Here is a 17,961-nt window from a genome sequence, read left to right on the forward strand (position 1 = left end):
AAGAGGTGATTTATGCATGATCTTATTGTATTTGGTGAAGACCTAGGTGGTTTGCCATCTAGTACACAACATCTGATCACCCGATTAGCTGAAGATAGAAAAGTTGTGTGGGTTAATTCTATAGGGTTAAGACAACCCCATTGGAATAGCAAGGATCTAAAAAGAGTTTGGGCAAAACTGCTACCGAAAAAAAGTCGGGCACCCCACTACGCAAAACCAAAAGTTCAGCACCACAACATAACAGAGGTCGACTTGCTGACTATTCCTGCCCCTAAGTCTGCTTTAGCCCGATATATCGCAAAAGATATGATGATAAATCAGCTCAAACCCATCATTGACGGAGCAAAGCTCAACCAACCTATCCTTTGGTCATCCCTGCCGACCACGGCGGACCTTTGCGGTAAGTTGGGTGAATCCGCTGTTGTTTACTACTGTGGTGATGACTTTAATGCACTCGCTGGTGTAGACCATCATACGGTCAGCAATCATGAGAAAAGACTCATCGATAAAGCAGATCTGATATTAACCGCAAGCGTAAACCTTAAACACAAATTCCCTGCGTGTAAGACCCACTTACTGCCCCATGGCGTTGATACAGAGTTATTTACAAGCCCGCAACCGAGAGCCCACGATCTTCCTTTAGGTAAACCTATTGCGGGTTTCTATGGCAGTTTATCAAACTGGATAGACTACCCTCTTATCCAGTTTCTCGCTGAATCAATGCCAGATTGGAATTTCGTTTTTATTGGTCCTAACGAGTTAGAACAACGAAAACTGCCACATACAGACAATATTTTCTATCTAGGAGGTCGCTCACACCACGATCTACCAAGCTACAGCCAACACTGGGACGTCAGCATTCTTCCTTTTATTGATAACCCGCAAATAAGGGCATGTAACCCTTTAAAATTGATGGAATACATGGCTTCGGGCCAACCTATTGTTAGTGTCGATTTCCCTGCACTTGCGCCCTATAAACAGCATCTTCACGTTGCGCGTTCTCATCGCGAATTTCGTCAAAAACTCTATCAGGCAGCACGATCACCCCGCATATCAAAAGACGCCGTTTGTCATCAAAGTTGGACGGACCGCAGCCAATTTCTCAATTGGCTATTGGAGCTATTATGATTGAACTAAAGATAAGACTGCTTATTCTGTTACAAGCAGCATGGAGACGCCGATATATACTATTGATGCCTGTTCTAATTATGCCTTTTGCCGGCTATATCGTAAGCAAACTGGCACCCGCACAGTATCATTCACACACCAGCATGCTTATTCAAGAAACGGCGAAAATGAACCCATTCCTTGAAGATATCGCTGTCTCCACCGGTTTCAAAGACAGAATAAATGCGCTAAGTACGCTACTTAAAAGTCGGCACATTTTACAATCTGTCGCCCTCGATCTTGGCCTCATTGACGTAGCAATGAGTACCAAGGAATCCGAAAAAGTCATCAGAAGCTTATCGGAAAGGATTTCAGTTCATCTGCTAGGTAAAGAGTTTGTACAAATAAAACTCACTGCTGCGGCACCACAAGGAATGAAAGCGCTGCTGGAATCCATAAGTAACCATTTTATCGACCAAGTCCTCGCACCGGAAAGATCGTCTATCAAAGATTCCGCAGAGTTTCTTACTTTCCACATAAACAAGCGATTAGAAGAGCTCAATAATGCCGAACAAGCCCTCGCGGATTTCCAAAACATAAACCCAAATGTGTCGCCTGAAAGGCAAAACGAAAAGCTGTCTAGACTTGCTGCATTAAAACAGACCTTATCCGAGAAAAAAGCGACGCTTGCAGGGGTTGAAAAAAGTTTGGGTAGCCTAGATCAGCAACTGTCTAGAACCAATCCTGTTGTAGGAAAAATTGAAGAGCAGATTATCGAAGCTCGCAGCCAACTCACTCTTTTGAGAGCCAACTACACTGAAAACCATAGCGCTGTACAAGCAAAGAATCGAGAACTTTCTCGATTGGAGAGCGAACGAGAAACAATGGTAAACGTAAATTCATCCAATCTTTCTAGTGAAAAATTGTGGGATATTGCGAGTAGTATTCAACTGTCTCAATTAGGCAACATGCAGCCTTTACTCATCACTCAACTACAGAGTTTGCAGTTGATTAGAAGCCAGTACGAATCACTTCAAGAAGAGAGCCAAAGTTTGAAGCAGATGATATTTGTTCTAGACAAAGAGACAAACCAATTTGGCGACCAATCAAAGATCTTATTTAACCTACAACGCAGTGTCACCAATAAAAGACGACTCTACGACGAGCTTGTCGAACGATTTGAAATGGCGCAACTCACCGGTTCTCTTGGTAATTTCGAACAAAACAAACGCGTTAAGATTATAGATTTGCCCTATACCCCTAGCCAACCCTCTAATTTCCCTAGCTGGGTATATGTACTCTCTGGACTATTTGCAGGTATCGCTCTTGGTGCCGGGATGGCCACTCTGCTAGAGCTCTTCGACACCACTATTCGTCGGCAGGATGAACTCATTTCTATCACTGGTGTTCCAGTATTGAGTAGCATACCTAATGTCAGTTGCTAAATTCGTTCTCATATTGACAAAACCGACTCGCCTGTAACGAAAAAATCATAACTAACTGTTATTAAAGATAAATATACTTGGCACATTACCTGCAAATTATCTATTAAAGCTAACAATCTATTTAAACGAATCATCTATTGAACACAGAGAAATCCCACATTTATAGAGAAGGATAGCGTTATGGATATAACCTCAACACGCAGACACGGAAAAAAAGTTATCCATGTGGTTCAACACCTCGCCCCTGGAGGGCTCGAAAGCCTAACCCTAGATTTGCTGAGTTTTGCTAACCCAAATGACCAAGTACTGATTGTCAGTCTGGAAGGCACGAAAGAAGAATCACTTAGAAACTGGCCTAGACTTGAAGCGTATCAAAACCAGTTGGTTTTTTTAGACAAAAGACCGGGCGTTCATTTAGGTTTGATTCTTACTCTAATTAAGGCCTTTAGAGCAGTGAAACCCGATGTTGTCCACACCCATCATATTGGTCCTTTGCTCTACGCTGGATATGCCGCGCGCATGGCGGGTGTGGCCGTTAGAATTCATACCGAGCATGACGCTTGGCACCTAGAAGACAAAAAACACCGACGCATTCAAGGTATGGTTCTCAAGGCTGCAAAACCAACACTGGTTGCAGATGCATCCCACGTCAAAGAGAAGCTTACTGCCTGTTTTTCTGGCTCCAACTCGGTCGTCATAAAAAATGGCGTTGATTGTAAGAAATTCAAACCCGGTTCAAAGCAACTGGCGCGAGAACTTTTCAAATTACCTGACGATAAAAGAATAATAGGAACGGCTGGCCGCTTAGAACAGGTAAAGGGCCATGACTTAGCCATTAAAGCACTCGCTCTGCTAGAAAAAGAGGTGATATTGGTTATTGCTGGTGATGGGTCACAACGAAAAAGCCTAGAACGTTTGGTCGAAAAATTACACCTAAAAGAGCGAGTATTGTTTCTCGGTTTAGTCGAAAATATGCCGCGATTTTATCAGTCATTGGATCTGTTTTGTCTCCCTTCACGGTTCGAGGGTTTACCTCTTTCACCGCTGGAGGCCCAAGCGTGTAATATCCCTGCCGTCGTCACTAATGTTGGTGCCTCAGCAGAAGTCTTATGTCCACAAACGGGTGTATTGGCAAAGCCGAATGACGTTGCTGACCTTTCTAATTCGTTAGCAAGAATGTTGGCAAACCGTTCTACGCACCTCCCGCGAGAATTTGTGGTAACAAACAACAACATTCATCAGATGGTCAAAGCGTACGATGAGCTTTCAATGGGAGAACTAGCATGATGGAATTATTACTAATTGTATCTAGCGTGGTAAGCGCTTGTTTAATTGTCTATAGCCATGTTGGATATCCTATGCTGCTAAGCTGGTATAAAAATAACAGGCCATTAAAACCGGTTTCGGTTGTATCGAGGAGGTTCAAAAAAAGCGCAAGAGACGGAGCGTTACCGTCGGTAACACTTATCGTTCCTGCTTACAATGAAGCCCAATGGATTCAGGGGAAAATACGTAACATCGCCAGTTTAGATTACCCACGACAGAAGCTTAATATCATCATCGCTTGTGATGGGTGCACGGACAAAACCGCTCAACTGGCGCAACTCGCAATACAAGAAGCCATATGTGAAGATGTCCATTTTGAGGTTATCAATTTTGCGACCAATCGGGGGAAAATCACCATCATTAATGAACTGGTGCCTCAAGTCACGTCCGACATTGTGGCACTCAGTGATGTATCTGCACTTTTATCTATAGACTCACTACAGATAGCATCTCAATCGTTTAAGGACAAACGTGTTGGCGTGGTCAATCCTAATTACTGTATGACATTTTCAGATAGCCATTCAGAAACAAGCTATTGGAGATATCAAGCTCAAATCAAAAATGGCGAAGCCTGCTTAGGCGCCACAATTGGTTGCCACGGTGCATTCTATTTATTTCGACAATCGCTTTTTCAACCCCTTGATCTCGATACTATCAATGATGATTTTGTCTTACCGATGAAAATCGTTGAGCAAGGATATTCAATTGTCTTCGAACCAAGAATTAACGCGATAGAACTTGAGCAAACAAACCACAAAGACGACTTTGCACGACGACTAAGAATCTCGGCTGGTAACATGCAGCAAGTGTTTCGTTTAATCCATTTGTTCAACCCAAAATACGCGAGCACTGCCTTCACATTCTTCTCTGGAAAAGGGTTGAGGCTACTTACCCCATATCTGATGTTGCTCTGCCTTATATGTTCTCTACTTCTCATTGAACATCCTTTATTCCTTTTTGCTCTCGTCATCCAGATTACCGCGTACAGCGTCGGTCTAATTTGTTGCTGCCTGCCTTTTTTAAGGAAGAGTAAAGTGTTGTCCGTATTAACTTACCTACTGTCCGGCCATTTGGCGAACCTCGTAGGTGGGATCACTTATTTATTCACCAGCAACCTGTCTCCCAATAAAAAACCTCACAGAGAACCATCGCATCAAGCACATGCCAAGAAGAGACATTTCAATTTTTAAAATTCGAGGGTAAAACCATGACCAATCACCATCGAGAAATTTATATCGGCAAACGCATCTTTGATATTCTGATCGCAACCTACACTTTATTATTGTTGTTGCCACTGTTTCCTGTCGTTGCACTGTTTATTAAGGGGACATCCAAAGGGCCAATATTTTATAAGCAACTGCGCGTGGGTAAATGCACGTCAGAAACCATCACGTTTTTTGAGATCATTAAGTTTAGGACAATGTATCAAAACGCAGAAGCAAGTTCTGGCGCTGTTTGGGCCGTTGACAACGATCCGCGTATTACGCCTGTTGGCCGATTTATGCGTAAAACACGAATAGATGAAATCCCTCAGCTCATCAATGTACTAAAAGGTGAGATGTCCCTTATTGGACCACGCCCGGAACGGCCTAGTTTCTACCAAAAGCTAAATCAAGCCATTCCTTTCTTTGTAGAACGAACCTATGGCGTACTACCCGGAATTACGGGGCTTGCTCAGGTAAACCAAGGCTATGATACCTGCATTGATGACGTCAGAAGAAAGGTTGGTTTTGACCATAGCTATGCCCTCGCGATAACCTCTGTCTATCAATGGGTAGTGATAGATTCGACTATCCTGCTCAAGACGATCTCGGTGGTGTTCAATGGACGAGGCCGCTAAATGACAGAGCGAAAAACAATTCTTTTTGTTCACTATGGTGATGACTGGATTAGAGGCAGTGAGCAATCGCTACTCAACCTTATAATTCACATTGACCGTCAGAAATTTCAACCGATCGTTTGGACAAATAACCCTTCACTTCACCGAGCACTAAACAAGCTCTCGGTTCCAAGTCAACTTGATACCTTCTCGCTACTATTTGGGTGGGTTAAACCAAAACTTTCTTTTGTTAACTGGTTCAGACTCATTCGAAAAGGGCAACGTATTATTCGTGAAAGCAGAGTAGACATTGTACACGCCAATAGCGGTGGACCTGTTCAGTGGATGTCTCTGACCTGTCGACTGTGTAAAGTGCCCATGCTCACTCTGCTGCACTGCGATTACCCATTAAGGGATAGAGTCAGTTTAGGTCTGCATTTTTCCCAAAAAACCGTTGTAGTAAGTAAGGCCATCAGTTCTAAGCTTAATGGGGATGGCTATCCCAACGAAAAAATCAAAGTGATTCATAATGGTATTGATTTTTCCTCGCTTGCTCAGGTGCCAAAAATCAATGTCAAAGCGAGATTAAATCTGCCAAAGGACAGCTTTCTATTTGTCACCATTGGCTCGCTCATTTCAAGGAAAGGGATAGATAAACTTATCGATGCAATGCAGGCCATTCATTGCCAACCCCGCAATGTGCATCTACTTGTGATTGGTGAAGGCCGTGAGAAACAACCACTACTCGACCGTATAAGCTCGCTAAAATTAGACAATAATGTTCACCTTATAAGTGAACAGGAAAACCCCGTCGGTTGGCTAAAAGGAGGTTGCGACGCCTTCGTTAGTGGAGCACGTAGCGAGGCGTTTGGTCTTGTTATCGCTGAGGCGGGGTTTTCTTCGCTACCCATTGTGGCACCAAATATAGGGGGGATACCAGAAGTGGTCAGTCACAATCAATCCGCCATACTATATAACCCTAGGAACAAATACGCCTTGCCCAGCGCCATGTTGAGAATCATTCAATCAAAGTCATTACAACACCGGCTGGCAAGTAATGCTCACAAAAAAATTCTCAACCAATTTTCCTTAGAGAGACAGGTGAAGGAAATGGAACTGGAATATTGCGCCTTGATAAACCATTCTCAAAATGAGATTCAATTTAGATAAGTAGACAGTTTGAATATTTTATTCTTATTTATCAATAAGATAAAAATGGCACAGAGATTGATACACCGTTAATAGTATTTCATTATTAAGGGACGTTTCAATGAATAAACTACTTGTGCTTTTCCTCCTTGTCATCACTTCACAAGGTGTCTATGCGCTACCATTCGACACCTGCCCTAGCCGAGCATATCTATTCCAGTCGAAACCCGTTCAAGTCTATGGCGTAAACCTTGTTACCGGCCAGACCACGCTTTTACAAGGAGACACTGGAGTGAGTAGCAACATTAACGGCGTCGGATTTGATTTTGAGGGGCGTTATATTTATGGCTACGACACGACACATAAACAGATTGTCCGCTTGGGCAAAAATTTTCAAGCTGAAACCGTAAATAGCACCGGCTTGCCGAGTGCCTATACCTTTTATGTCGGCGATGTCTTCAATAAGCACTATTATCTTTATCGCCAAGGTAAAGGGCTATTTAAGATCGATCTGTCCCCTCTGGACATAGACAGTGACGCCACACTAGAAGTGGAACAGATTACGAGCGTTGCTAGCCAAAACCTGACTGATTTTGCCTTTCACCCAGGCAATGACCAGCTCTATGGAATTGATAACAATTCCGGCTACCTTTACCAATTTGATACCAACTCAGGCGAAAGCACCTATATTGGAGACACTGGTCAAACCGGGACGTTTGGTGCTGGCTACTTTGATGTCAACGGGTACTACTATGTAGCACGAAACCAAGACGGCTATATCTATCGAATAGATCTATCGGATCAAACCAATATTGATAACGGCTTAGTGACAGCAGTAAAATTTGCAGATGGTCCAATGTCGAATCAGAACGATGGTGCTCGCTGTGCGAATGCCCCGGTCATCGATGAAGATTCAACGATCGATTTTGGCGACGCACCAGACACTTACAAAACCACTCTCGCAAGCAATGGACCTCGACATCAGCTCGACAACCTGACTTGGATGGGCTCTCAGGCGCCAGATGGCGAACAAGATGGGTTAGTTGCACCACTGAGTGATAATTCAGTTGGTATCAACGATGAAGATGGTATCGGCTTTGTTACTGCGATAGAGGCGGGACTAGACGCGATAATAACGGTAGAAGCATCGACCCAAGGTTATCTTTCCGCATGGATTGACTGGAATCAAGATGGGGATTTCACGGATGATGGAGAACAAGTATTCTCCGATACCGTACTAGAAAAAGGAAACAATACACTCTTCTTTATTGCCGATTTAGACGCGGTTGAAGGGTTAACATGGAGCCGATTTCGATTCAGCCAACAAACTAACCTATCCCCAATGGGCGGTTCAACCTCTGGGGAAGTTGAAGATCATCAGATCATGGTTATCTCGGAAGGGATCACCGTTCGGCACTTCCCAAGTGAGACGGGATACGCCACGTTAGCCTACGAAGACAATTGGCCCTATACCGCCGACTACGATATGAACGACGTCGTCATTCATTATCGGATCACTGAAGTTCTTAAAGATGGAGAGATTAAAAAATCTTTTATCAAAGGGAGACTCGCGGCTTTTGGTGCAGATTATCACAATGGATTTGCAATTAGATTACCTAGATTAAGCCGTGACAATGTCGATACCTCTCTTACTCGTCAAATACACAATGACAGTCAGCAGATAAACAGTGGTCTTGAGCTTGATAGCAATGAAGCCATCTTTATCGTCTCAAATGAGCTAAACAAAGAAAAAGGGACAGACTGTCGCTATTTCAGAACCCTCGCCAATTGTCTGGAAAATGAATCATTTACATTTGAACTGCATATCTCAATCGTCGACGGAATTTCGGTTGATGACATAGCAAGCATGCCCTATGACCCCTTTATCTTCTCAACGCCAGGATACTATCACGGAGAAGGCCTTCCTCTTCATCCGGGCAGAAAATGGGAGGTTCATTTACCAGACCAAAGCCCAACCGAAAAATTTGATGGTGATTCCATGTGGGGGCTGGGTATTGACGCCAGTGATGTCAGCAACGAGATCTATTTTAAGACCGCAGACAACCTTCCATGGGCACTATTGATTACGGATGAATGGCAATGGCCATTAGAAAGGGTTGACCTGGTTAACGCCTACCCAGCATTTGCGACCTACGCAGAAAGCGGCGGTACGTTGGAAAAGGATTGGTTTATATCAAACAAAGCCGTCACAAACAAAATCTATCAGCCATAGGAGCCACGTTATGAGAAAATTATGGATAATGTCATTGGTTTTACTTCAAGCTTGTGGTGGCGGCGGTGGGTCAGATAGTGATTCATCTCCCTCAGCAGATACTCCTTCCGAATCAGACACGGATTCAACCCAAGACATCGAACTTGTCGTGCTTCGAGATATGCAAGACCTCTCGATTCCCGATGGGTTCAGTTACAATGCTATCCAAACCTATCAGTTGGACGTGAGTTTATCTGGGCTGCTCTCCACAAGAAGCTATCTGTCAATTTACTCGGGCTTTACGACGGGATCAGATGGCACTTATCAAGCCGACAATGGTAGCAAGGTGACAGGGGCACCGTTAACATCAGGAGTAATAGACGTTTCATTTTCGTTACCAAGTTCTACTTCAGAGTTTCTAGTAGAGGTGTGGACCTACGATGGGAACCTACCTCTACAGAAGGTTTTTTTAACCTCAGAAACTAGTTATATATGGCAAGAATAGTGTGATAGTAAGTACATTAATTATGTATTCAAAATGAACTCAATTCCACAGACCGCTCAAGACATCCTTGTTCGCTTAACAAAGGCCATTAGAGAGTATCTATACAACCACTAGAGACGTCGCTATTTAGAAGTAAAAGTACAACGTAATTTGAAGGCAAAACTAGGGATAAAAGAGAGACAAACCGTTGGAGCCACGTTTATTTATTCAGGCACACAATCCGCACCAATTACAAACTGGCTCTCTTTTCCTTCTGCATCGTATATCACGGTGAGAGGGAATTGCTCTGCGTTCATACGGTAATTAACCGTCGACCCTTTATTGATGGTACTAGACAATCGGTTGCCTGAGTCGGACAAGAGCTTCAACTGTCCCCTTTCATCTTTAGAGGTGATAAGCAGGCGTATTTGAGTATCTTGTTTACTGCAGTCGATGGAAAGGCCTCTATGTTCTATCATAGATTCACTTCCTATAGCGGAAAATGGGATGAGTAAAGCGGCGCATAGCGCCGCTTTTATTAACGAATAATACATATCAAAGATAGTATATATTAGTTTTGTATAATGGATACAGAGTTATTGTTTGAAGATACTAGGTTCACATTAGCCCAATCCTGAGACGTCTGTTGAACAGAAATACCATTCCTACTAGAATGAGTCAGAGAAACCACTGCAGCTGAATTGCTTGAGTTCTGAAGCACTTCGATATCGTTATTGTCAGAAGATCTTAGGTAAACATCAGCAATATTATTTCTTTTTTGGTCAACGATAATCATGTTGCGGTCAGAATTAATCAACTCTACGTCTGCTGTATTATCTCTATTTTGATCAACGCCAATCACATTACCGTCAGAATTGGTCAAGTCAACATCTGCACTGTTTCGACGAGATTGCGTAACCGCTACATCGTTGCCGTTAGAGCTTCTCATATTGACGAATGCCCCGTTATCTCCAAAATAGTTGCCTTTATTTTGCTCGACATCGACCGTATTACCATTAGAATTTCTAAGGTCTATTTCAGCAAGGTTATAAGAAGCAGAATTTTGATCGACTGTTATACCGTTGTTATTAGAGTTCATTAAGTCAATGTAAGCTTCATCACCGTATTCTTGGGTTACAGTAACTGTATTATGGCTAGAAGCACCCATATTCAATTCTGTAAGGTTCCATTCCTCTTGAGTGATTGAAACGTTATTTCTATCTGACCCATTACGGATATCAACATACGCACCGCCCCAGTAACCATCGTTACCAGAATCCTGTGCAATCATCACTGTATTTCCATCTGAATGAGCGACTCTAACACCCGCATTGTTACTCTGCCCTTGCGTAATAGTCACATTGTTTCTATCAGCAGAAACTAACCCAACTACAGCTTCATTCTTATCAGATTCTGAAAGACCTGCTTGAGTAATAGTTACTTCGTTGCCGTTTGAGCCTGCGCCTTTAACTTGCGCATCATCACTTTCGCCATTTTGCATCAAGCTAACCGTGTTTCTGCTACTACCATTCAACTGCACATAACCTTCATTACGTGAGCTTTGTTGCGTAATGGCGATAGTATTGCCGTTACCATTTCTAACACCAACAACCGCCGTGTTACCTTCAAGACCGTAAGGAGAAACGCTGTCTTGGTTAATCGTCACAGTATTTCTATCAGCACCCGTTAGGCTAACGTCGGCTTGATTGTCACTATATTGGCTATTTACAAAGCTGCTTAGATCGTCAATGGCGACTTCAGTTCCTGATGAAGCCATAACGCTGCCTGTAGTTAATGCTAATGAGATAGCTATTGCTAATTTTTTCATAATAGACGTCCTTTATCCTTAGATATTATTAATATAGTTTTCAGTTACTGCTCAATACTGATATGTCGGCCCATGCTGCTCCATACAGCTATTTTGGACCCGCCATTCTGTTTGATGCTGTAGTTGGAACCACCACGGTCTACAACTAAAGCAACGTTGTTATCATTCATTTGTTCGATACTGATACTGCTAGAGCGACGGTTTTTATATTGTTGCTTGAGGAACGCTAGGTTATTGTCGCCCTCTTGCAAAATGTAGCCCTCTTGACCATTGCCACTTTGAACCAATAAAGCAGTATTACCGTCTCCATCTTGTGTAATTAATCCCGTATTGTTAGAACCATACTGAGACAAATACACGTTATTATCTGAGGAGCCAGATTTTATAACCACTCGTGCTTTATTAATTCCGCTACCAAAACCATCTTGATCAATCATTACTTGGTTATAACTTGCCCCTGTAATTTGTACATCGGCATAATTATTATAATGACTATCAAGCTCAGAGCCGGCTAATAGGTCAAACGAATCCGACCTGTCAAACCCTCCATCAACAATCTTGTCTGATGAGAAATCAAACGACGCTAAGGTCTCCATTGGAAATATCAGAACAATAGAAAGGGCTAAGACTTTAGGTATCACCTTAACAATCCTCATGTTGCACTCCCTGCTCCGTTGTTCCCTATGAACGCTTACATTATTGGATTTTGAAGAGGATTCGACAATAAACTTTAAATTGATTATCTAAGTTATTTATTTAGCTTTCGCATGAGTAAATTAAAAAAATACAGACAAATTTAATTAGATTTTTTCGACTGGACTAATACGAAAGTTTACTTATACTTTATATATTAGTAGCGACTAATTAAACGGCATTATCTTATTCTGTATTTGACACAGAATTGACAGTCTTATTTATAAGACTTATATACTTGGTTCATGAAACTAAACTTTCGTGATTGATAAATTTTCAATATAAAATTAAAATATGGCTATTAGATGATTTCCATTTTTGTCTAACCTAAAAGCCTAACGTGGACATTAATATGACAAATAAAGTAGTCACTGTATTAACACTGTTTTCTACTCTTTTTTTCATCTCATCGGCTCTGGCTAAGATAGAAGACTCAACACAGAAATTGGAACATGATAAACCGCTGGAAAACAACCAACAGCTTGAAGTGAAAAAACCAAGCTTTCAAAATTTTGACGAGGTTTCGGGATTAATTGTAGATAGGACAATGACGAGATTAGGAGAGGACTTCTACTTCTTTTTTTCTCAAAAACTGAATGACCGATACGAAAATGTAAAAGAAAACTTCGAGATTAGAGAAAGACCGACGGCACTTTCCGGAAGCATAGTCGGTGTTTATCATTCTGGAAAACCTATATATAGAGCAGCGCTTTCTCCTGGACGTCGACAAGCACAAGAAAAGGCCGATGAAGCAGTGAGTGCAGTGAGTGATTACATCATTAGATGGGAAGCCGAAAGACTATTTCAGGATACGTTTGACTTGGACCATGATGAGTTTTAATAGAAGAGGCAGGGATGAAAATTAAATTTACAATGAGTTTGCTGGTCTTTTTCGCATCCAGCACGATGGCATCAGAAATGATCTATACACCAGTGAACCCCAGTTTTGGTGGATACTCAGGGAACAGTACTCACCTTTTCGGTGTCGCCAATGCGATTAATGATTACAAAGCGCCAGCGTCAGAAGACTTATACGAAGAGGAATCTGCATTGGACAGATTGGCTTCGAGTCTGGAATCAAGATTGCTAAGTCAGCTATTGGCTGATATCGGTACCGGTAATACGACCGGTAGCCTTGTAACCGAAGACTTTACACTCAATGTTCAAGAAGAAGGTTCCGGGTTGGTCGTTATTATCGTCGACAACGAAACGGGTGAATCCACCAGAATCAATGTTAGCGGCCTTAACCCTGATTAATAATTTATCACAAGGAAGTACGATGAAAAGACTAATTACGGTCGTCACACTGTTGGTTTTAGCGGGATGCTCTAACTCTTTGAACATTCCTGATGCAGATGAAACGCCACGTCTTATGCCACGAGGAGCAACCTATTCGGATCTCGTTGCTTTACCTAGGCCAAGAGGGAAAATATTAGTATCAGTGTACGATTTTAGGGACCAAACTGGTCAGTATAAACCCTCGCCTAACAGTAATTTCTCCACCGCCGTTCCTCAAGGTGGTACCGCGCTACTAACCACTTCGCTTCTCGACTCCAATTGGTTTATCCCTTTAGAAAGAGAAGGGTTACAGAATCTACTGACAGAACGTAAAATTATTCGTGCCGCACAGAAGAAAAACCAAAACCTTTCTAATCATGGTTCCGAATTAACGTCTTTAAGTTCTGCAAACGTGGTGATTGAAGGTGGTATTGTTGCTTACGACTCAAATGTCAAAACCGGTGGTTTTGGTGCTCGTTACTTAGGTATTGGCGGTGCGAGTGAATACCGTAGTGATATGGTCACCGTAAACCTTCGTGTGGTGGACGTGAGAACCGGCCAGATCTTATTAAGTGTGACTACCAGTAAAACCATTCTATCTTTACAGGTGACTGGCGATGTATTTCGATATGTTGACTACAAAGACTTGTTAGAAGTGGAAACCGGCTTTACAAATAATGAGCCCGTCAATGTCGCGGTGATGTCTGCGATTGACGCATCAGTCATACATTTAGTGGTTGAGGGTATTGAACGCGGTATGTGGCAACCAGCGAATCCAGAAGAAATGGACAATCCAATTATTAAAAGGTACTCGCAAGAGAAACCTCAATTACTGTAATAAATACGAATTAGAAATGTATTAATGAAACGTATTAAAATAGATGCTCATGTTTATTCATGGGCATCTATTTTAATAATTCAGGGGTTAAGCAAGCTCTTCAGTTCCTATATTTCCCTTCGCCCAGATAAGCGCCTGAAGCCTATTTTTTACATTGATTTTTTTAAACACATTGTGCAAATGTGTCTTCACTGTATTCTCGCTGACAAATAATTTTTCAGCAATCTGAACATTAGAATCACCTTTGCCGATCAGCTTGATGATCTGTTGTTCTCTCTTGGTTAGTTTGCCATAGGAGGAACTGGTTTTTACACTGGTGGTCTTGCGGTAATGCAGTATATATTGTTGCGCTAGCTTGCGACTTAACCAGAGTTCGCCACGCAATATTTTATCCATCCCCTGAGACAGCAGATGAATGTCATCACTGTTATAAAATACACCCACCAAGTTAGTCCAGTTTTTAAGGTCTGAATACTGGCAAGATTTATCACAGTTTATCAACGCTTCCCCGCTGTTGGGGAAGTAAGCATCTCGACATGCAGCGTACCTTTCTAGTCGCTCTTCGGAACAGACACTCATATCAATCACAACCAAGCCCTTCACTTTTTTACCTTTAATGAACAGTGACTCTGATAGATTATTAATCGCAATAATATCGATAGAGGTATCGAGTGATTTTTCTAATGCATCCTTTAGCAACGAGGACTGCAGACTATTCTCTGTTATGAGTGTAATAGTCTCATAGACTTTTTCTTCATTTTTCATAACTTCACTATTTTTATTATATAATCCATAGACAACTCATTCCCCCACTAGGGAATACATCAAAAATATGAATAGTTAGGATGGAAGTCAAGTTTCATATTTATTAATTATTTGGCATTAGAAAGCAAATTCAGAATGATACTTTTAATATCAACTGGTTACCTACAGATCTCATACTTGAGAAGGATAAAACATAGTTAAAAGAGCAAAATTATTGAATCTACTAAACCTAAAGTTCAGGGGTTTCTAATGAAAGTACTAGTTCTGAAAGCCCTCTAGTTAAGAGCGGTCTTCACTATCATTTATACCTATCTCACTCAAACAAATGTGGAAAAAGTTGGCGTTTTTCTTCGTCACTTAAAGACTCTACCCGTTGGATATTATTCTCTGGGATCGATTCCGGGTCAGGATAATGCTTCAATACCCGTTCCATGCTCTGCTCTCTAATTAGATGGATAACGGGCAACGGTGAACGGTTGGTTAGATTCTCATCGTCATCTGGATGGGCTCCACCAAAGCAGTAGTCAGGATGAAACGTAGCAACTTGAAATATTCCTTCCCAATTTTGTTGCTTAATAAGGGCATCAACCCAATCTAAAAACAAGTTGTAATCATAAAAATCTTGCAACATATCGGGTATCACAACCAGAGTGGTTTCCAACTGTTGTGCAGTTGTCGAATCCAAGATCATCAGTTGCGCCAAAATATCTTCTAACAACTTCTCTTCAGTTTCTGCATGAGAAACCTCGATTTTAATCTGCTTGTTGCGATTCGGTTTCGCGGCAAAAGGGCAAAGGTTGAGCCCAATAACGACCTCTTCTAACCAATGTTGAGTTTGCGTTATTATGTGGTTATCGTTCAAAGTATCTCCTACGAAAGCGTTTTGTTCTGGTTATGTTTAAGCAAATAACACAAAGAGAATATAGCCAAGCATAGCAGTGTACCACCCGCCATCACGGCTAACCACGCTCCGTGCTGCCAACAATAAATAAGAAAAAATCCCCCTAAACTACCACCAACGTAATAATGAACCAAATAGAGTGCTGTTGCTGTCGCTTTCGCCGTTATCGCTTTTTGACTTACCCAACCGTAGGCAAGTGCATGCGTAAAAAAAGCGCCGCTACTGATCAATAACAGCCCACAAAGCATAAATGGAATGCTATCAAAGTAAGCCAGAAACATGCCTAAACCTGTAGTAATAGTGCCTAAAACCATTCCGGTAATGGGATGTCTCTTCGCCGCCCATTTTCCACTATAACCAGAACTAAGCGTACCAGATAAGTAACAGAGGAAGGTAAGAGAAGTAAGGCTAGAGGGTAAGTTATAAGGTTCATCAGACAGCCTAAATCCGATCACTGAAAACAGATTAACGAAAAGAGCAAAATTAAAACCACCGATGAGCATGGCAAACCAGACTTCTCGATTTCTCAGATGTTGTATCAACTGGCGATTGTGGTGGAAAAACACCCCTCGTTGCGGTTTAAAGTGTTTTTGCGCAGGAAGGTTCTTCAGTACCGCAAAACCACCCGCTAACGTTGCTATTGCAATAATAATCGCGGCGACTTGCCAACTGAAAAAATCGGTGAGCACGCCACCGACGATTCTTCCAGTAATACCACCTAGAGAGTTAGCGGCGATATACCCTCCTACGGCTTGTGTTAGCGCCGCTGGAGACATCTCCTCTGCCATATACGCAACGGCAACAGAAGCGAAGGCAGCCAACGCTACTCCCATGGATGCTCGTGCGATAACCATGCTATAAAAACTCGAATCTACCAGCATGATGATATTGATGATAGGCGGAACAAAAAGCCCGATTAGCATCACTTTTTTTCGGCCAAAGGATTCAGAAACTAATGCCCAAGGTACAAGAAATAGAGACAGGGTTAAGGTCGTTGAAGCGAATATCCAGTTCACCTGAGTCGCACTGATAGCAAGTTCTTTAGCGAGGTGAGGCAGAATAGGTTGGAAAAGGTAGAGATTACAAAAAATAAGAAACGAGCCCAACGCCATAGTAACGCTGACCTTTTTGTACTCATTGCTACCAAATTCGATCATACAGAACCGTTACCTAAATCAATCGATCAAAACTATCCATCACTTGTTGGCATTTCATCACTCGCCCATGACCTTGTCCAGTTGTTGCAACTAACGTCACTTTCCCCCCTTCTTCCGATGCCTGCTTAGAAACCGAAAATTTCGTAAATTTATCGCCCTCATCGTGCACAATGATAGTTTGAGCATCTCGGTTCAGTAAGTGTTGATACGGGTCAATAATATGGATAGGGTAATGATATTGCTGGGATATTTCTGTGACAACGTCTTTAAATAACTTTATTGAATAACCTGACCGCTCAACGCTGCCAAATAAATTGTCTAAATAGTCTAATACCGGAGCAATCAGAAGCATTGGACAGTTCGCTATTTTTACATGTTTACACTCAAGCGCTGATGCCGTTCCCATGCTGTGACCTACAAGCCCTGCCACTTCATTCACACTATCTAGTACCTTCTCTAGGCAATAAACAAACACAGGAATATGCCCATAAGCACCGCCGCTTTTACCATGTCCTGGATGATCGTAAGCAAATGCAGTAAAGCCTTTTGACGCGATATGTTCCATCAGCGGATAGAATTGACTAGAGGTACCGGACCAACCGTGCGTAAGGACCCATGTTGGACCACTTCCCAACAAATAGGTCTTAATTACCCCTTCAGACGTTTCAACTTCGCCGTGCACCAACCCTTCTGGTTCATCATTGAATGGCCGATTTCTTATGGGCGTAAGCAGTAACTTTCTGGCGGTTTTTTTTGCATGATTAGGGGCAATAGTATGGTGAAGACGAGTCGTTACATTGATCAGTTTTTTCTTAATACTAAACTTGCCTGCTGTATTGAAGTAAATTTTCCCACTCACGTTACTACCTACTTTATTTCCGCCAATTTTAGACTGAATGCACTATATCAGTTTAGCTTTAAAGTTCTAGTAACATTTTCGAAACATCTTGATTTTTGAT

Annotated in this window: 18 protein-coding genes; 11 read left to right on the forward strand and 7 right to left on the reverse strand. The window is 42.1% G+C overall.

The genetic code is table 11. From position 1 onward, the window contains the following. Nucleotides 1–12: 12 nt before the first annotated feature. From IUZ65_RS19825 to IUZ65_RS19860, 8 genes are all read left to right on the forward strand, one after another. The gene (locus IUZ65_RS19825) at nt 13–1,128 is read left to right on the forward strand and encodes a glycosyltransferase (protein WP_195705748.1); all 1,116 of its coding nucleotides are present in this window, start codon (nt 13–15) and stop codon (nt 1,126–1,128) included. After that, nucleotides 1,125–2,552 (forward strand): GumC family protein, encoded by a 1,428-nt coding sequence (locus IUZ65_RS19830; protein WP_195705749.1) that lies wholly within the window; start codon nt 1,125–1,127, stop codon nt 2,550–2,552. Before IUZ65_RS19825 ends, IUZ65_RS19830 begins: the two co-directional genes overlap by 4 nt. Before the next feature lie 180 nt (nt 2,553–2,732). Further along, entirely contained in the window at nt 2,733–3,839 is a 1,107-nt protein-coding gene (locus IUZ65_RS19835) for a glycosyltransferase (protein ID WP_195705750.1), read from the forward strand. After that, the gene (locus IUZ65_RS19840) at nt 3,836–5,068 is read left to right on the forward strand and encodes a glycosyltransferase family 2 protein (RefSeq protein WP_195705751.1); all 1,233 of its coding nucleotides are present in this window, start codon (nt 3,836–3,838) and stop codon (nt 5,066–5,068) included. The genes IUZ65_RS19835 and IUZ65_RS19840 overlap by 4 nt, the downstream gene beginning before the upstream one ends. A 17-nt stretch (nt 5,069–5,085) precedes the next feature. Beyond that, nucleotides 5,086–5,718 (forward strand): sugar transferase, encoded by a 633-nt coding sequence (locus IUZ65_RS19845; protein ID WP_195705752.1) that lies wholly within the window; start codon nt 5,086–5,088, stop codon nt 5,716–5,718. Continuing rightward, entirely contained in the window at nt 5,719–6,867 is a 1,149-nt protein-coding gene (locus IUZ65_RS19850) for a glycosyltransferase family 4 protein (RefSeq protein ID WP_195705753.1), read from the forward strand. A gap of 100 nt (nt 6,868–6,967) precedes the next feature. Next, a complete protein-coding gene (locus tag IUZ65_RS19855; RefSeq protein ID WP_195705754.1) occupies nt 6,968–9,079 on the forward strand; it encodes an LruC domain-containing protein in 2,112 nt (703 codons plus the stop codon). A gap of 10 nt (nt 9,080–9,089) precedes the next feature. After that, nucleotides 9,090–9,563 carry a hypothetical protein gene (locus IUZ65_RS19860; RefSeq protein ID WP_195705755.1) on the forward strand — a complete coding sequence of 158 codons (474 nt, stop codon included), beginning with the start codon at nt 9,090–9,092 and terminating at the stop codon, nt 9,561–9,563. 203 nt (nt 9,564–9,766) lie between these two features. Here the strand turns inward: IUZ65_RS19860 and IUZ65_RS19865 are convergent, their stop codons facing one another. From IUZ65_RS19865 to IUZ65_RS19875, 3 genes are all read right to left on the reverse strand, one after another. Then, a complete protein-coding gene (locus tag IUZ65_RS19865; RefSeq protein ID WP_195705756.1) occupies nt 9,767–10,021 on the reverse strand; it encodes a hypothetical protein in 255 nt (84 codons plus the stop codon). 92 nt (nt 10,022–10,113) lie between these two features. Next, nucleotides 10,114–11,370, reverse strand: coding sequence for a hypothetical protein (locus IUZ65_RS19870; RefSeq protein ID WP_195705757.1), 1,257 nt, complete (start codon nt 11,368–11,370; stop codon nt 10,114–10,116). Nucleotides 11,371–11,414: 44 nt separating this feature from the next. After that, entirely contained in the window at nt 11,415–12,026 is a 612-nt protein-coding gene (locus tag IUZ65_RS19875) for a hypothetical protein (protein WP_195705758.1), read from the reverse strand. A gap of 389 nt (nt 12,027–12,415) precedes the next feature. Here IUZ65_RS19875 and IUZ65_RS19880 point away from each other — a divergent pair, with 389 nt between their 5' ends. The 3 genes from IUZ65_RS19880 to IUZ65_RS19890 are packed head-to-tail and all read left to right on the forward strand — an operon-like array spanning nt 12,416 to nt 14,179. After that, nucleotides 12,416–12,904: a curli production assembly/transport protein CsgE gene (locus IUZ65_RS19880; RefSeq protein ID WP_195705759.1), complete on the forward strand. Its 489-nt coding sequence runs from the start codon at nt 12,416–12,418 to the stop codon at nt 12,902–12,904. Nucleotides 12,905–12,918: 14 nt separating this feature from the next. Beyond that, nucleotides 12,919–13,320: a curli assembly protein CsgF gene (locus IUZ65_RS19885; protein ID WP_195705760.1), complete on the forward strand. Its 402-nt coding sequence runs from the start codon at nt 12,919–12,921 to the stop codon at nt 13,318–13,320. Between the two features lie 22 nt (nt 13,321–13,342). Then, a complete protein-coding gene (locus IUZ65_RS19890) occupies nt 13,343–14,179 on the forward strand; it encodes a CsgG/HfaB family protein (protein ID WP_195705761.1) in 837 nt (278 codons plus the stop codon). Nucleotides 14,180–14,266: 87 nt separating this feature from the next. Here the strand turns inward: IUZ65_RS19890 and IUZ65_RS19895 are convergent, their stop codons facing one another. The 4 genes from IUZ65_RS19895 to IUZ65_RS19910 form a co-directional block, all read right to left on the reverse strand. Further along, nucleotides 14,267–14,944, reverse strand: a complete 678-nt coding sequence (locus IUZ65_RS19895) for a LuxR C-terminal-related transcriptional regulator (protein ID WP_195705762.1) — start codon at nt 14,942–14,944, stop codon at nt 14,267–14,269. Nucleotides 14,945–15,257: 313 nt separating this feature from the next. Then, complete coding sequence (locus IUZ65_RS19900; RefSeq protein WP_195705763.1) at nt 15,258–15,806, reverse strand: DUF1415 domain-containing protein; 549 nt, start codon at nt 15,804–15,806, stop codon at nt 15,258–15,260. Between the two features lie 8 nt (nt 15,807–15,814). Beyond that, a complete protein-coding gene (locus tag IUZ65_RS19905; RefSeq protein WP_195705764.1) occupies nt 15,815–17,002 on the reverse strand; it encodes an MFS transporter in 1,188 nt (395 codons plus the stop codon). Nucleotides 17,003–17,015: 13 nt separating this feature from the next. After that, complete coding sequence (locus IUZ65_RS19910; protein ID WP_195705765.1) at nt 17,016–17,861, reverse strand: alpha/beta hydrolase; 846 nt, start codon at nt 17,859–17,861, stop codon at nt 17,016–17,018. Nucleotides 17,862–17,961 lie beyond the last annotated feature (100 nt).

It is taken from the genome of Vibrio sp. VB16 (genome assembly GCF_015594925.2).
Lineage (GTDB): Bacteria > Pseudomonadota > Gammaproteobacteria > Enterobacterales > Vibrionaceae > Vibrio.

Coding starts and splice junctions, on each gene's coding strand:
- IUZ65_RS19865 (WP_195705756.1), bottom strand. CDS start 10,021: ATGATAGAACATAGAGGCCTTTCCATCGACTGCAGTAAACAAGATACT.
- IUZ65_RS19840 (WP_195705751.1), top strand. CDS start 3,836: ATGATGGAATTATTACTAATTGTATCTAGCGTGGTAAGCGCTTGTTTA.
- IUZ65_RS19860 (WP_195705755.1), top strand. CDS start 9,090: ATGAGAAAATTATGGATAATGTCATTGGTTTTACTTCAAGCTTGTGGT.
- IUZ65_RS19895 (WP_195705762.1), bottom strand. CDS start 14,944: ATGAAAAATGAAGAAAAAGTCTATGAGACTATTACACTCATAACAGAG.
- IUZ65_RS19885 (WP_195705760.1), top strand. CDS start 12,919: ATGAAAATTAAATTTACAATGAGTTTGCTGGTCTTTTTCGCATCCAGC.
- IUZ65_RS19825 (WP_195705748.1), top strand. CDS start 13: ATGCATGATCTTATTGTATTTGGTGAAGACCTAGGTGGTTTGCCATCT.
- IUZ65_RS19890 (WP_195705761.1), top strand. CDS start 13,343: ATGAAAAGACTAATTACGGTCGTCACACTGTTGGTTTTAGCGGGATGC.
- IUZ65_RS19830 (WP_195705749.1), top strand. CDS start 1,125: ATGATTGAACTAAAGATAAGACTGCTTATTCTGTTACAAGCAGCATGG.
- IUZ65_RS19880 (WP_195705759.1), top strand. CDS start 12,416: ATGACAAATAAAGTAGTCACTGTATTAACACTGTTTTCTACTCTTTTT.
- IUZ65_RS19905 (WP_195705764.1), bottom strand. CDS start 17,002: ATGATCGAATTTGGTAGCAATGAGTACAAAAAGGTCAGCGTTACTATG.
- IUZ65_RS19850 (WP_195705753.1), top strand. CDS start 5,719: ATGACAGAGCGAAAAACAATTCTTTTTGTTCACTATGGTGATGACTGG.
- IUZ65_RS19870 (WP_195705757.1), bottom strand. CDS start 11,370: ATGAAAAAATTAGCAATAGCTATCTCATTAGCATTAACTACAGGCAGC.
- IUZ65_RS19835 (WP_195705750.1), top strand. CDS start 2,733: ATGGATATAACCTCAACACGCAGACACGGAAAAAAAGTTATCCATGTG.
- IUZ65_RS19845 (WP_195705752.1), top strand. CDS start 5,086: ATGACCAATCACCATCGAGAAATTTATATCGGCAAACGCATCTTTGAT.
- IUZ65_RS19855 (WP_195705754.1), top strand. CDS start 6,968: ATGAATAAACTACTTGTGCTTTTCCTCCTTGTCATCACTTCACAAGGT.
- IUZ65_RS19875 (WP_195705758.1), bottom strand. CDS start 12,026: ATGAGGATTGTTAAGGTGATACCTAAAGTCTTAGCCCTTTCTATTGTT.